Here is a 13,650-nt window from a genome sequence, read left to right as displayed (position 1 = left end):
CGAGGTGAGCGGCAGGGAGGTGCATGTGATCCCAATGGGGGCCCCGTCGAATCCCCCCCGCCTCGTAGCGCCGCCGACTCGACCCGGACTCGGCGCGCCGCCGGCTGGACCGCAGCAGGGGCCGGACAATCCGTCGGGATCACGGCGATGACGGCGCCTTCTGGGAGCGGCTCGATGGGCGTCGATATCTTTGAGCTGCCGCGGGAATCATTTGATGATTTCCATCCGAACCGGCTGAGGTCCTATTCCAACAGGGGGAGTCGCATGAAGCCTTGCATGACACTTTCACGCTCCGTCATGGCGGCGCGGTTGTTCTTCCTGGTCGCCGCGATGGCGGGAGCGCTCGCGCCTGGCGCCGCCGTCTCCGATCCGGTCACGGTACTGAACATCGCCACCATCAACAATCCCGACATGATCGAACTGCAAAAGCTGGCGCCGCGGTTCGAGCGGGAAAATCCCGACATCAGGCTGAACTGGATCGTCATGGACGAAGGTGTATTGCGCCAGCGTGTGACGACCGACATCACGACCAGCGGCGGTCAGTTCGACCTGATGACCATCGGTTTGTACGAGGTGCCGATCTGGGCGCAAAAGGAATGGCTGGTGCCGATGACCGACCTGCCTGCAAGTTACGACGAGGCCGATTTGCTGCAGTCGGTGCGCGAGGGATTGAGCAGCGGCGGCAGGCTTTATGCCTTGCCGTTTTATGCGGAGAGTTCGATGACCTATTACCGCAAGGATTTGTTTGAACAAAAGAAATTGGCGATGCCGATCCGGCCGACCTGGGACGACATCGCGTCATTCGCTGCGCAACTGCACGATCCCGCCAACGGCGTAAACGGCATCTGCTTGCGCGGGCGTCCCGGCTGGGGCGAGAACATGGCCCTGATCGGCACCATGGTCAACACCTACGGCGGCAGATGGTTTGACGAGCAGTGGCAGCCGCAGATCGATTCGCCGGAATGGAAGCAGGCCGTCGGCCTTTACGTCGACCTGATGCGCAACCAGGGTCCCGCCGATGCCGTCTCCAACGGTTTCAACGAAAACCTGGCCTTGTTTTCCGCAGGCAAATGCGCGATATGGGTAGACGCCACGGTGGCTGCCGGCATTCTCTATCGCGGCAAGGATTCCAGGGTCGCCGACAAGATCGCTTTTGCGGCGGCGCCGGTCGCGACAACGGACAAGGGCGCGCACTGGCTGTGGACATGGGCGCTGGGGATTCCGCATTCGTCGAAATCGAAAGAAGCGGCCAAAAAATTCGCCATCTGGGCGACCTCCAAGGAGTACATCAGGCTGGTTGCCGGGGACAGCGGCTGGGCGCTGGTGCCGCCGGGCACGCGCATGTCGACGTATGCATCGGCCGAGTACAGAAAGGTTGCGCCGTTTTCCGACTTTGTCCTGAACGCGATCCGGAGCGCGGATCCGGATGATGCGACGCTCAAGCCGGTACCCTATATCGGCGTCCAGTTTGCCTCGATCCCGGAATTCCAGTCCATCGGCACCTTCACCGGCCAGGCGATTGCCCGCACGCTGAGCGGCAGGGGCAGCGTCGATTCCGCATTACAGGCTTCCCAGGCGATTACCGTGCGCCTGATGCAGCAAGGACGTTACATCAGGTATTGATTCGTCGCGACCATAAAAAATGGCAAGAGGAACGCTCTTGCCATTTTTATCGGGCGCCGTCTGCGCGCAGGCGCTTATTTGTGCTGGAACTTGAACACGGCGATCGCCTGCAGCAGGCGTCCGGTCTGCTCTTCCAGGCTGCCTGCGGCGGCGGCGGCTTGTTCCACCAGCGCGGCGTTCTGCTGCGTGCTTTCATCCATGTCGGTCACGGCCTGATGCACTTGCGTGATGCCGGCGCTTTGCTCCTGGGTGGCGACGGTAATCTCCGTCATGATGCCGGTGACGCGTTTGACCGACTCGACGATCTCGGTCATGGTGCTGCGCGCATCGTCCACCAGGCGGTTGCCGATGTCGACTTTTTCGACCGAATCTTCGATCAGCGTCTTGATTTCCTTGGCGGCGCCGGCCGAGCGCTGCGCCAGGCTGCGTACTTCGGACGCCACCACGGCAAAGCCGCGGCCTTGTTCGCCGGCGCGGGCGGCTTCGACGGCGGCGTTCAGCGCCAGGATATTGGTCTGGAAGGCGATGCTGTCGATCAGGCTGATGATGTCGACGATCTTCTTCGAGGAGGCGCTGATCTCGCTCATGGTGTTGCCGGTCTTGGCCACCACGTCGCCGCCCTTGAGCGCGATCGATGAGGCCGATGCCGCCAACTGGTTCGCCTGCAATGCGCTGTCGGCGTTCTGGCGTACGGTCGTGGCAAGCTGTTCCATGCTGGACGCGGTTTCTTCCAGGTTCGACGCCTGCGATTCGGTGCGGCGCGACAAGTCCGCGTTGCCGCTGGCGATTTCGCGCGTGGCGCCGTTGATCGTTTCGACATTGGAGCGCACGTCGCCGATGATGGCGGTGAGATTGACGTTCATCTGGCGCAATGCGCGCAGCAGGCGGCCGATTTCATCGTGGCGGTCGGATTCGATGCGGTTCGACAAGTCGCCGCCGGTGATGGCGTAAGTCGCTTGCAGGGCGGCGTTGATCGGCCGCACCAGTGCGCTGTGCAGGGCATACCAGATGTACAGCGTGACCAGCATGGTGGCGATGCAGATGCCGGTATTGAGCGTGCTGTGGTCGGCAAAGAAGCTGACGCTTCCGGCGACCAGTTGCAATCCCAGCAGCGTCATCATGGACAGGTTGATGCGGGTGTTGAGGCCGATCCTGCCGAGCTTTGCGATCCAGCCCATGAAGCCGGTCCTGACGACGTTGCCCTGCTCGATGGCGATGCCCTTGGCCTTGCCTTTGCGGATGTCGGCGTAGAGCTTTTCGGCGGCGGCGACGTCTTGGCGCGATGGTTTGGTGCGTACCGACATATAGCCGATGACCTGGCCTTTTTCGCGCACCGGCGTGATGTTGGCGAGTACCCAGTAATGGTCGCCGGTCTTGCGGCGGTTCTTGACCAGACCGGTCCAGGGAATACCTTTTTTGACGGTTTTCCACATGTCGGCGAAGGCTTGCCCCGGCATGTCGGGATGGCGCACGATATTCTGCGGTTCGCCCATCAGTTCTTCTTCCTGGAATCCGCTGACTTCGATGAAGTAGGGGTTGACGTAGGTGATGTTGCCCTTCAGATCCGTTTTTGAAACGATCGATTTGCCGTCTTGCAGTTCGTATTCGACATTGGTTACCGGCAGATTCATGCGCATCTTTTTTCCCCGTGACAGAAGCGTAAGTAGTGGACAGTATTAGAACGCATCTCATGCCCATTTATGAAATGAGTTCTACTTGATTTTTACAGTTATTTTACCTTGCGCCGTCGTCGCTACCGGGTGCGGGAGCTTCGTCGCGTTGCGGCCTGCCAAAGATGGCAGTGTATGTCGGGTAAAACGAGCAATACATGACGACGGTCAATATTATCGACAATGGCAACAAAATAAATACGATCACCGTGATGTTGTTGATCAGCAAGGCGACAATCGTGCTGACAGCCGCCGGCAGCACGACGCCGATCACCAGCCAGACCAGACCATATACGGCAAACGCCTTGCCGGCGCGGCGCACGGCGAAAAAGCTGTAGAACAAGGCTTTGCCAAGCGGCATCTTTTGCCAGACGATCAGCGGTGCGGCAAACCAGAACGCCATCGCGGCCGGGATGTAGGCGATCGCCGCCGTCGCCATGGCCAGGCGGATGCTGCTGCCTTCGATGTCCTTGGGATCGAGGCCGGGGCCGGTCATGGCCTTCCAGAAAACGCCGCCGTCCACCAGCGCGGACAGTCCCACTGCGGCGGACGCGGCCAGCAGGTAAAGCACGCCTAGCGTCAGCAGGCTGCGCAAGGCAGGCGAGCGGAAGCCGACCAGCAGGAGGTTGGGGTAGACGCGCTTGCCTTCCTCAATGTGCAGGCAGGCTTGCATGAACGACATCGCGAACACCGGCACCAGGATCAGCGGCAGCAACTGGCCGATCACCGGCACGATGCCCAGCGCCAGCATCAGGAACATGTAGCTCAGGAACAGCGTCGAGACCTCGGCAGGTTGTTTGCGGAACAGGGCCAGGCCCTCTTTGACCCAGAGCCAGCCGGTTTTTGCGGGAAGTTTTTCCATATCAGTTCAGTGGGAGCGGAGGAATTGCGCCGGCGACGCGCAGCCTCAGGATGCGTTCGAAATGCGTGGGATCGTGCGGCGTCAGCATCTCGGCAGCACGAGGCAGGTAAAAATCATACAGGCGCGACAGCCAGAAGCGTAGCGCGGCGGCGCGCAGCATGGCGTTCCACGCCTGGCCTTCGGCGGTGCTGAACGGGCGCACTGCATGGTAAGCGTTGAGCATCGCCCGCACGCGCGGCAGGTCGAGCGCGCCGGTCGGCAAATCGATGCACCAGTCGTTGACGGTCACGGCAAGGTCGAACAGCCAGGTGTCGCAGCCGGCGAAATAAAAGTCGAAAAAACCGGTCAGGCGCGTGCCGACGAACATGGCATTGTCGCGAAACAGGTCGGCATGCACCGGGCCGTTGGGTAGTTGCGCGTAGATGTCGGAGGCCGCGAAGTCTTCCTGGAAGCGCATTTCGGCGCGCAGCAGGTCTTGCGTGTCGGCATTCAGGTAGGGCAGCACCACCGGCGTGGTGGTGCGCCACCACGGCAGGCCGCGCAGGTTCGGCTGGCGGATGCTGAAATCCTGCGCCGCCAGGTGCATCCTGGCCAGCATTGCGCCGACTTCGGCGCAATGCACAGGTTCCGGTTTCGGCTGGTAGGCGCCTTCGAGCTTGGTGACGATCGAAGCGGGCTTGCCGTTGAGGGCATTGATGATGCTGCCGTTCTTGTTCGGTATCGGTGCCGGCACCAGCACCTTGCGTTGCGCCAGGTGCCGCATCAGTTCCAGGTAAAACGGCAATTGCTCGAAACTCAGTTTTTCAAACAGCGTCAGGACGTATTCGCCGCTTTCGGTGGTGATGAAGAAATTGCTGTTCTCAATACCGGAAGAAATGCCTTTGACGGCCAGCGCTTTGCCGAGAGAAAACTGTGTGATCCAGCCCGAAAGGTCGTCCAGGCTGACCGGAGTAAAAACTGCCATGTGCGGAAATGATGAAGAACGAAGTGAAATCCGGACGGGATGCCGCCCGGACATGATGGATTATTTGTCGGAACCGTCGGTCGCTTCCGGCTTTTTCTTCTTGCTGCCCCAGTCGAATTCCTTGATCTGCCATTGCGCGCCGGTCGGCGGGCCGCTCTGGACATCACCCGGCACGGAACTGCCGAGTTGTTCCTTCGGCTTCAGGTAATAGGTGCTCGGACCGGATTTGACCTTGACTTCCTTGGTCTGGCCGTGATCGCGGCGCTCGGTGATGCTGTTGCCGCTGCCTTCTTCCTCGCCGGGTTTCTTGATGGTTACGGCCGGCGGTTCGCCTTCTTCCAGCGTTTGCAACTCAGGAGGAGGCGGCGCCGGCTTGTCCGAAACCGCCTGTGCATGGGCCAGGGAGGACAACATCAGCAGGGAGAAGCAAAGCGATACGGCGGACCGGCTTCTTGTATTCATTGTGAACTCGCATTCAGGACAAGGTTAACAGTAGGCTCATTGTAACAAACGAATCGGCATGAGCCCGCATCCTCTCCAATGTCGGGAGTGCATTGAAACACGTTGTGCGGCGTCGGTCGCCGGATTTTCCTGCTTTTCCCGGCTATCGCTGTCTGGCGGGAGTTTTACCGGAATTCTCCTGCCGGATTTTCCAGCCGCCTCCCTGTTGCACCAGCACCAGGGTCTTCCGGCTGGTTTCTGTGAGATTGTCGGATACGTATTTTTGCTGGAAGACGACAGTGGCGGTATCGCCGGCGATGTCGATGTGCGGGGCTGCGACCGAGACGGCAATGTGCCGGCGCTCGTCGATGCGCGCGCGGCGCAGGGCTGCCCAATCACTGCGGCTCTGGCCATCGGCGGGCGTGAAGTCGTCTGCGTAGTAGCTCAGGTAGGTGTCGACTTCCTTGCGGCTCCATGCGGCGGCCCAGTCCTGGACAATCTTGAGCACCGCATCCTGTTCCTGCGGCATGGCGGCAGGAGGATTGTCCCGGCGCATCGCGGCCTGTGGTGCGGATGGCGTGTCCGCAACGGCGGCCGGCCTCTTGTCGGCGCGAGACGCCGGGCCGCGTTGGAGTTCTGCGAGCGCCTGCTTGGCCAGCGGATAGTTTTGCGCCGCGGCCTTGGCATACCATTGCGCGGCGACCGTTTCATCGGTGCGCACGCCATAACCGTTCTGATACATCTTGCCGAGGCTGTATTGGGCCAGCGCATAACCTTGGGCGCTGCCTTTTTCCATCCAGGACAGCGCCAGGCGGAAATTCTGCGGCACACCGTCGCCGTTGAGGTAGATCGCGCCGAGATTGGTTTCCGCCAACGCATGGCCTTGCTGAGCGGATTTGGTCAGCCATTGGACGGCTGTCTCCGAATTTTTCGGTACGCCTTCACCCAGCAGATAGCAGGTGCCGAGACTGTATTGGGCATTGGCATGGCCCTGGGCGGCGGCCTTTTGCAGCCACAACACCGCGGCGGCGGCATCTTTCGGTACGCCGCTGCCGGTGCTGTACATCTGCGCCAGCATGTATTGGGCCTCGGGATCGCCTTTCGACGCTGCGCTGGCGATTTGTTCGACCGTCGGAGAAAGCGTGGCGGGATTTTGGACCGAAGATGATCCGGCGCTGTTCGATACGCCGGATTGCGCGAGGGCGTCCGCGCCCGTTTGCATGGATGCAAGCGCAAGAAAGCAGCCGAGCCAGTGTTTGATGGTCATCATAATTTAGTCGATTAAAACGAAGAGGAAAATCGATACCTGCATCGCAGAAAAACGGCTTGGATTACTGCCCGGCGCTTTTGTTCAGCGTGTTTTTAATCTTAGAATAAACGCGATAAATTTGTAGAAAATTGTAGAAAATTGTTGCGGTCTGTGATGACAAAGACCGCCGGCTGTCGCCGGTCGGCCTCTGCCCGGTGCGTTACAGATACATGCCGGTTTGCCGTTCGGTTTCCTCGGTATCTTCGATGCCGACCGGTTTGCGGTGCGTCTGGTAGAACGCCTGAATCGCCGTGACCACTTCCGCAGGATCGTCGATGACTTGCAGCAGGTTCGTGTCCTTGGGGGAAATCATGCCGTCGTCGACCAGACGCGTCTTGATCCACTCCATCAGGCCGCTCCAGAATTGGCTGCCGACCAGGATCACCGGCATGAGGCGCGACTTGCCGGTCTGCATCAGGGTCAGCGCTTCGGTCAGTTCGTCCAGCGTACCGAAGCCGCCCGGCAACACGACGTAAGCGTCGGCATACTTGACGAAGGCGACCTTGCGCGCGAAGAAATGGCGGAACGACAGCGAGATGTCCTGCCAGGCGTTGCCGTGCTGTTCGTGCGGCAGTTGGATGTTAAGGCCGACCGATGGCGAGGCGCCGTCGTAAGCGCCCTTGTTGGCTGCTTCCATGATGCCCGGACCGCCGCCGGAGATCACGGCGAAGCCGGCGTCGGACAGGCGCCGCGCGATGTCGACGCACAAGGCATAATGCGGATCGTCCGGCTTTGTGCGCGCGGAACCGAAGATGGAAACCGCCGGCCGCAGCTCCGACAGGCGTTCGGTGGACTCGATAAATTCTGCCATAATCGTGAGTACATGCCATGACTCGCGCGCTTTCTTGGCGGTGGCGCGCTCGATGTCATCCACTTCCCGCAGTCGCGGTACATTTTTTCCTCTAAGTTCCATATGCAAAAAACCTTGTTGTTAGTTGATGGTTCCAGTTACCTCTATCGTGCGTTCCATGCCTTGCCCGACATGCGTAACGCGGAAGGCGCGCCGACCGGTGCGTTGTACGGCATCATCAATATGTTGCGCCGACTGCGCAACGATTATCCCGCAAGTTACATCGCTTGTATATTTGACGCCAAAGGGAAAACGTTCCGCGACGACTTGTACGCCGAGTACAAGGCTACACGCAAATCGATGCCGGAAGATCTGGCGTTGCAAATTGAACCCATCCACGCCGCCGTGCGCGCATTGGGATGGCCCATCCTGATGGTCGAGGGCATCGAGGCCGACGACGTCATCGGCACGCTGGGCGTGCGCGCCGCCGAAGAAGGACTCAGGACCATCGTCTCCACCGGCGACAAGGACATGGCGCAACTGGTCAACGATCACGTCACGCTGGTCAATACCATGAGCAACGAAACCCTCGACCGCGCCGCCGTCATCGCCAAGTTCGGCGTGCCGCCGGAGCGCATCGTCGATTATCTGAGCCTGGTCGGCGACACCGTCGACAATGTTCCCGGCGTCGAAAAGTGCGGTCCGAAAACCGCTGTCAAATGGCTTACGCAATACGATTCGCTCGACGGCGTCATGGCCAACGCCGACAAGATCACCGGCGTGGTCGGCGAGAACCTGCGCAAGGCGTTGCCCTGGCTGCCGCAGGCGCGTGTGCTGGTGACGGTGAAGACCGATTGCGACCTGTCGGCGCATATGGGTTGCACCCTAGACTCGTTGATTGTCCAGCCAAAGGACAATGCCGCGCTGCGGGAAATCTTCACACGCTATAACTTCCGGTCCTGGCTGCGTGAGCTCGACAATGCGGTCGATGCAAACGCCACGCCGGCAGATGCGGCTGCCGGCGCTACGGCGGCGCCTTCGCAAGTCGGCCTGTTCGACGCCAGCGCCGCCATCGCCAAGGAATACGAGACCGTCCTCACCGAGGCGCAGCTCGACGCCTGGATCGCGACGATCAATGCTGCGCAACTGACCGCCGTCGACACCGAGACCACCTCGCTGATTCCCATGCAGGCGCAACTGGTCGGCATCTCGCTGTGCTGCGAACCCGGCCGCGCCGCCTATATTCCTGTCGCACACAACTATCAGGATATGCCGGCGCAATTGCCGCGCGAACTGGTGCTGGAAAAACTCAGGCCGTGGCTCGAAGACGATAGCAAGCCCAAACTGGGACAGAACCTCAAATACGACAGCCACATTTTCGCCAACCAGGGTGTACAGTTGCGCGGCATCGTGCATGACACGCTGCTGGAATCCTATGTCTTCGAATCGCACCGCACGCACGACATGGACAGCCTGGCGCTGCGCCACCTCAACCGCACCACGATCAGCTACACCGATGTGTGCGGCAAAGGCGCATCGCAGATCGGTTTCGAGCAGGTCGAGATCGGCCGCGCCACCGAATACGCCGCCGAGGACGCCGACGTCACGCTGGCGCTGCATCACGCCATGTGGCCGCAGGTCGAGAGCGACGCCAAGCTGCGCTTCATCTATGAAAAGATCGAGGTGCCGACGTCCATCGTCCTGCAAAAAATCGAACGCAACGGCGTGCTGATCGACGCCGACATCCTCGCCGTGCAATCCAATGAACTCGGCAAGCGCATGCTGGAAATCGAACAGCAGGCATACGATCTGGCCGGCCAGCCGTTCAACCTGAATTCGCCCAAACAGCTCGGCGAAATATTGTTCGACAAGTTGCAACTGCCCGTGGTCAAGAAGACGCCGTCCGGCACGCCGTCGACCGATGAAGAAGTCCTGCAAAAGCTGGCCGACGATTATCCCTTGCCGAAGATCCTGCTCGACTATCGCGGCCTGGCGAAACTGAAATCGACTTACACCGACAAGCTGCCGAAAATGGTCGATCCCACCACCGGCCGGGTGCACACCAATTACGCGCAGGCGGTGGCGGTCACCGGCCGCCTGGCGTCCAACGATCCCAACCTGCAGAACATTCCGATTCGCACCGCCGAAGGCCGTCGCATCCGCGAAGCCTTCATCGCGCCCCCGGGCAGCGTCATCGTCTCCGCGGACTATTCGCAGATCGAGCTGCGCATCATGGCGCACATCTCCGAAGATGCCAACATGCTCAAGGCCTTTGCCGACGGCGAGGACATCCACCGCGCCACCGCCTCCGAAATCTTCGGCGTCGGCCTGGGCGACGTCACCAGCGAGCAGCGGCGCTACGCCAAGGTGATCAACTTCGGCCTGATCTACGGCATGAGCGCCTTCGGACTGGCCGGCAACCTCGGCATCGAACGTTCCGCCGCGCAGATGTATATCGACAAATATTTCCAGCGTTTCTCCAGCGTCAAGCAATACATGGACAACACGCGCCTCGAAGCCAAGGCGCAAGGCTATGTCGAAACCGTGTTCGGCCGCCGCCTGTGGCTGCCCGAAATCAATTCGCCCAACGGCCCGCGTCGCCAGGGCGCAGAGCGCGCGGCGATCAATGCCCCCATGCAGGGGACTGCCGCCGACCTGATCAAGCTGGCCATGATCGCCGTGCAAGGCTGGATCGAGCGCGACGCTCTGCAATCCAAGCTGATCATGCAGGTGCATGACGAACTCGTGATGGAAGTGCCGGACGCGGAAATCGAGGTCGTACGTGAAAAGCTGCCCGAACTGATGAAAAATGTTGCGGCATTGAAGGTACCGCTGATTGCAGAAGTAGGCGTCGGAAAGAACTGGGACCAGGCCCATTGACCGGCAGTCGGCGTTGCCACGTGCGCCTGTGCTCGACGTACTCTTTGGTATGACGGTGGTTCTCGATTGCACCCAGGCGCACTTGCCATGTTCACCGGCTTGTCGGCGCAAATTCGCACTCAATTTATATTGATGCGCGACAACGCGGATTGATGCAAAATGTATTTCCCGATGTCTGGGACAGTACTTGCAGTAAATACAACCAGAAACAAATAAAACAAAAGTTGCAACAACGGCATCGCCCGATGCCGCATGAGATAACAAAGATTCAAGAGCATCAAGAGACACGAAGCTGTTGCACGGTGAGGTTGGCTGTTACGTCGACGGAAACACAAGCGCAGGCAGGACGACGTATTCGGCGGGCTTTCGCGAGCGACCGCTTCTCAGACAAGCAGAACGAGGAGGCGTCAATGGTTGCAGGATTGAAGGTGGGAACGCGGCTGGGACTGGGCTTTGCGTGGGTGGTGCTGTTGCTGGTCGCCGTGACGGCGTTTGGCCTGTATAACATGGATCAGATGCAGCGGCGTTTTCTGGATGTGGTGGAGGTGAATAATCCCGAAACCAAGCTGGTCAACGAAATGATGGGAACCGTTTCCGAACGTTCCATTTCGCTGCGCAACCTGATGCTGCAAGGCGGCGCCGAAGACATCGAGAAAGAAGCCGATTACATCAAGGCGCAGACCCAAAAATACCTGAGTTCGGAACAAAAGTTGCGCACCATGTTCGGCACGGACGCCAGCGCCGCGGCCGAAAAGAAAGCCGCGATCCAGAAAATCAAGACGCAGGCCGATGCCGCTCACAAGCTGATCGACCAAGCGGTGGATCTTGGCCTCAAGCGCGAGGCATATGAACTGGCGCAATTCCTCAAGGAAGAATACCTGCCGGTGCAGAGGAAATGGCAGACCGAGCTGGCTGCGCTGGTGGCGGTTGAAGACCGCCTCAACGCCGAAGCTTCCAGGGCCAGCACCAGCGCCTATGCGGCGGCGCGCTGGCTGATGCTGGTGACCAGTGCGATCGGCATTGTGACTGCCTTGATCGCCGCGATCTGGATTACCCGCAACCTGCTGAAGAAACTTGGCGGCGAACCCGACTATGCCGTGGCGATCGCGGGCCAGATTGCCGACGGCGACCTGGCGGTGCATATCGAGACCAGGCCCGGCGACAGGGACAGCCTGCTGATGGCGATGAAGGGCATGCGCGACAAGCTGGCCGCCATCGTCACGCAAGTACGCGTGGGGTCTGAAACCATCAGCACCGCATCGACCGAAATTGCGCGCGGCAATCTTGACTTGTCGGCACGCACCGAGCAACAGGCGGGCTCGTTGGAAGAAACCGCCTCATCGATGGAAGAACTCAACTCCACGGTCAAGCAAAACGCCGAGAACGCACACCAGGCCAACCAGCTTGCGATGGCCGCTTCGGATGTGGCGGTGCAGGGCGGCACCATCGTTTCGCAGGTGGTGCAGACCATGGAGTCGATCAATGCGTCTTCGCAAAAAGTGGTCGACATCATCAGCGTGATCGACGGCATCGCGTTCCAGACCAACATCCTGGCGCTGAACGCGGCGGTGGAAGCAGCGCGCGCCGGCGAACAGGGGCGCGGGTTCGCCGTGGTGGCCTCGGAAGTGCGCAGCCTGGCGCAGCGTTCGGCCAGCGCGGCGAAGGAAATCAAGGTGCTGATCGGCGACTCGGTCGACAGAGTGGAAAACGGCAGCAAGCTGGTCGAGCAAGCCGGCGTGACCATGAACAACATCGTCACCAGCATCCGTCGCGTCACTGACGTCATGTCGGAGATCACCAACGCCAACAGCGAGCAGAGCAGCGGTATCGACCAGGTCAACGAAGCGATCATCCAGATCGACGACATGACCCAGCAAAATGCGGCGCTGGTGGAGCAGGCGGCGGCAGCGGCGCAATCGCTGCAGGACCAGGCCGCCAACCTGGCCGAACTGGTCAGCGTGTTCAAGCTGGACAGCCGCCAGCTCGCCGCGCCGTCGACGGCGCAGCGGACCATCGACATCACGCCGATGCGTCCGGAATTGCCGGGAGCGATGGCGGCATAATCGATGCTGCCTGTGCGGTAGCGGAGAAAACGGGCAAGTCTTGTAGAATGCAGGCCGTGCTTGTCTTGGCGAATTCGACTCTTTTAGCGCACTTCTGACTCTGGAGAATTTCATGAACGATCTGAAGAACGATGTGAACAGCCTGGCCGGCACGACCGGCCTGCTCGATGCCGGCGATCGCCGTACTTTCCTCAAGACCGCGCTGGGCACCGGGTTTGCCGCTGCGGTGATGCCGGTGTGCGCGCAGACCATGATCAAGACCGACACCGTGGGCCTGACTGCAGGCGAAGTCAGCGTCACCGTCAACGGACAGAAAGTCCCGGCTTATCGCGCCCAGCCGGAAGGCAAGACCAACCTGCCGGTGATCCTGGTGATTTCCGAAATTTTCGGCGTGCATGAACACATCGCCGACATCGCGCGCCGTTTCGCCAAGCTGGGCTATCTCGCCATTGCGCCGGACCTGTTCGTGCGCCAGGGTAATCCGGCGGCATATCCGACCATTGCGGAACTGAACAAGGAGATCATCTCCAAGGTGCCCGACGGGCAGATATTCGGCGACCTCGATGCCTATGTCGCCTGGGCCGGAAGCAACGGCGGCAATCCCGACAAGATCGGCATCAACGGTTTTTGCTGGGGCGGCCGCGTGGTGTGGCTGTATTGCGCGCACAATCCGAAAATCAAGGCGGGCGTCGCCTGGTATGGCCGTATCGTCGGCGAGAAAAGCGCCTTGCAGCCGCAGCATCCGATCGACATTGCGCCGACGCTGAAGGTGCCGGTGCTCGGTTTGTACGGCGGCAAGGACGGCGGCATTCCTGTTGCCACGGTGGAACAGATGAGGGAAGCACTGGCCAAGGCAGGCAATAAATCGGAATTCGTCGTGTATCCGAATTCCGGCCATGCGTTCAATGCCGACTACCGCCCGAGTTACGTCGAGGCGGACGCCAAGGACGGCTGGCGCCGCGCCGGCGAATGGTTCAAATCGCATGGCGTGATCTGATCTCTGGGCGGGTGTTGCGGAATGGCGCCAGTTTTTAGCGCCAGTTTTTGG

10 protein-coding genes are annotated in these 13,650 nt (G+C 60.4%); 4 read left to right on the top strand and 6 right to left on the bottom strand.

Going from position 1 to position 13,650, the window contains the following annotated elements; translation table 11 throughout:
• The first annotated feature begins 330 nt into the window (after positions 1–330).
• Positions 331–1,623, top strand: a complete 1,293-nt coding sequence (locus RV1423_RS18235; protein WP_231502351.1) for a sugar ABC transporter substrate-binding protein — start codon at positions 331–333, stop codon at positions 1,621–1,623.
• Between the two features lie 74 nt (positions 1,624–1,697).
• Here the strand turns inward: RV1423_RS18235 and RV1423_RS18230 are convergent, their stop codons facing one another.
• The 6 genes from RV1423_RS18230 to RV1423_RS18205 all read right to left on the bottom strand — a co-directional run bounded on the left by RV1423_RS18230 (position 1,698) and on the right by RV1423_RS18205 (position 7,782).
• Positions 1,698–3,260, bottom strand: coding sequence for a PAS domain-containing methyl-accepting chemotaxis protein (locus tag RV1423_RS18230; protein ID WP_034299664.1), 1,563 nt, complete (start codon positions 3,258–3,260; stop codon positions 1,698–1,700).
• Positions 3,261–3,357: 97 nt separating this feature from the next.
• Positions 3,358–4,155: a BPSS1780 family membrane protein gene (locus RV1423_RS18225; RefSeq protein WP_034299662.1), complete on the bottom strand. Its 798-nt coding sequence runs from the start codon at positions 4,153–4,155 to the stop codon at positions 3,358–3,360.
• A 1-nt stretch (position 4,156) separates the two neighbouring features.
• Positions 4,157–5,119, bottom strand: a complete 963-nt coding sequence (locus RV1423_RS18220; protein WP_034299660.1) for a homoserine kinase — start codon at positions 5,117–5,119, stop codon at positions 4,157–4,159.
• Positions 5,120–5,179: 60 nt separating this feature from the next.
• A complete protein-coding gene (locus tag RV1423_RS18215) occupies positions 5,180–5,581 on the bottom strand; it encodes a hypothetical protein (protein WP_034299658.1) in 402 nt (133 codons plus the stop codon).
• Positions 5,582–5,723: 142 nt separating this feature from the next.
• Complete coding sequence (locus RV1423_RS28600) at positions 5,724–6,830, bottom strand: DUF4440 domain-containing protein (RefSeq protein WP_081768885.1); 1,107 nt, start codon at positions 6,828–6,830, stop codon at positions 5,724–5,726.
• A 199-nt stretch (positions 6,831–7,029) separates the two neighbouring features.
• Entirely contained in the window at positions 7,030–7,782 is a 753-nt protein-coding gene (locus tag RV1423_RS18205) for a TIGR00730 family Rossman fold protein (protein WP_034299656.1), read from the bottom strand.
• Here RV1423_RS18205 and polA point away from each other — a divergent pair, their 5' ends adjacent.
• From polA to RV1423_RS18190, 3 genes are all read left to right on the top strand, one after another.
• Positions 7,783–10,539: a DNA polymerase I gene (polA, locus tag RV1423_RS18200; RefSeq protein ID WP_034299653.1), complete on the top strand. Its 2,757-nt coding sequence runs from the start codon at positions 7,783–7,785 to the stop codon at positions 10,537–10,539.
• A 410-nt stretch (positions 10,540–10,949) separates the two neighbouring features.
• The gene (locus RV1423_RS18195; protein ID WP_034299650.1) at positions 10,950–12,602 is read left to right on the top strand and encodes a methyl-accepting chemotaxis protein; all 1,653 of its coding nucleotides are present in this window, start codon (positions 10,950–10,952) and stop codon (positions 12,600–12,602) included.
• Between the two features lie 112 nt (positions 12,603–12,714).
• Positions 12,715–13,599, top strand: coding sequence for a dienelactone hydrolase family protein (locus RV1423_RS18190; RefSeq protein WP_034299639.1), 885 nt, complete (start codon positions 12,715–12,717; stop codon positions 13,597–13,599).
• Positions 13,600–13,650: the final 51 nt, after the last annotated feature.

Origin of the sequence: Herbaspirillum sp. RV1423 (genome assembly GCF_000577615.1) — a bacterium.
Classification (GTDB): Bacteria; Pseudomonadota; Gammaproteobacteria; order Burkholderiales; family Burkholderiaceae_D; genus Herbaspirillum.
Note: the sequence above shows the minus strand (reverse complement) of the source record. Positions and strands in the feature narration are given on the sequence as shown.

Coding starts and splice junctions, on each gene's coding strand:
- RV1423_RS28600 (WP_081768885.1), bottom strand. CDS start 6,830: ATGATGACCATCAAACACTGGCTCGGCTGCTTTCTTGCGCTTGCATCC.
- polA (WP_034299653.1), top strand. CDS start 7,783: ATGCAAAAAACCTTGTTGTTAGTTGATGGTTCCAGTTACCTCTATCGT.
- RV1423_RS18190 (WP_034299639.1), top strand. CDS start 12,715: ATGAACGATCTGAAGAACGATGTGAACAGCCTGGCCGGCACGACCGGC.
- RV1423_RS18235 (WP_231502351.1), top strand. CDS start 331: ATGGCGGGAGCGCTCGCGCCTGGCGCCGCCGTCTCCGATCCGGTCACG.
- RV1423_RS18225 (WP_034299662.1), bottom strand. CDS start 4,155: ATGGAAAAACTTCCCGCAAAAACCGGCTGGCTCTGGGTCAAAGAGGGC.
- RV1423_RS18215 (WP_034299658.1), bottom strand. CDS start 5,581: ATGAATACAAGAAGCCGGTCCGCCGTATCGCTTTGCTTCTCCCTGCTG.
- RV1423_RS18230 (WP_034299664.1), bottom strand. CDS start 3,260: ATGCGCATGAATCTGCCGGTAACCAATGTCGAATACGAACTGCAAGAC.
- RV1423_RS18205 (WP_034299656.1), bottom strand. CDS start 7,782: ATGGAACTTAGAGGAAAAAATGTACCGCGACTGCGGGAAGTGGATGAC.
- RV1423_RS18195 (WP_034299650.1), top strand. CDS start 10,950: ATGGTTGCAGGATTGAAGGTGGGAACGCGGCTGGGACTGGGCTTTGCG.
- RV1423_RS18220 (WP_034299660.1), bottom strand. CDS start 5,119: ATGGCAGTTTTTACTCCGGTCAGCCTGGACGACCTTTCGGGCTGGATC.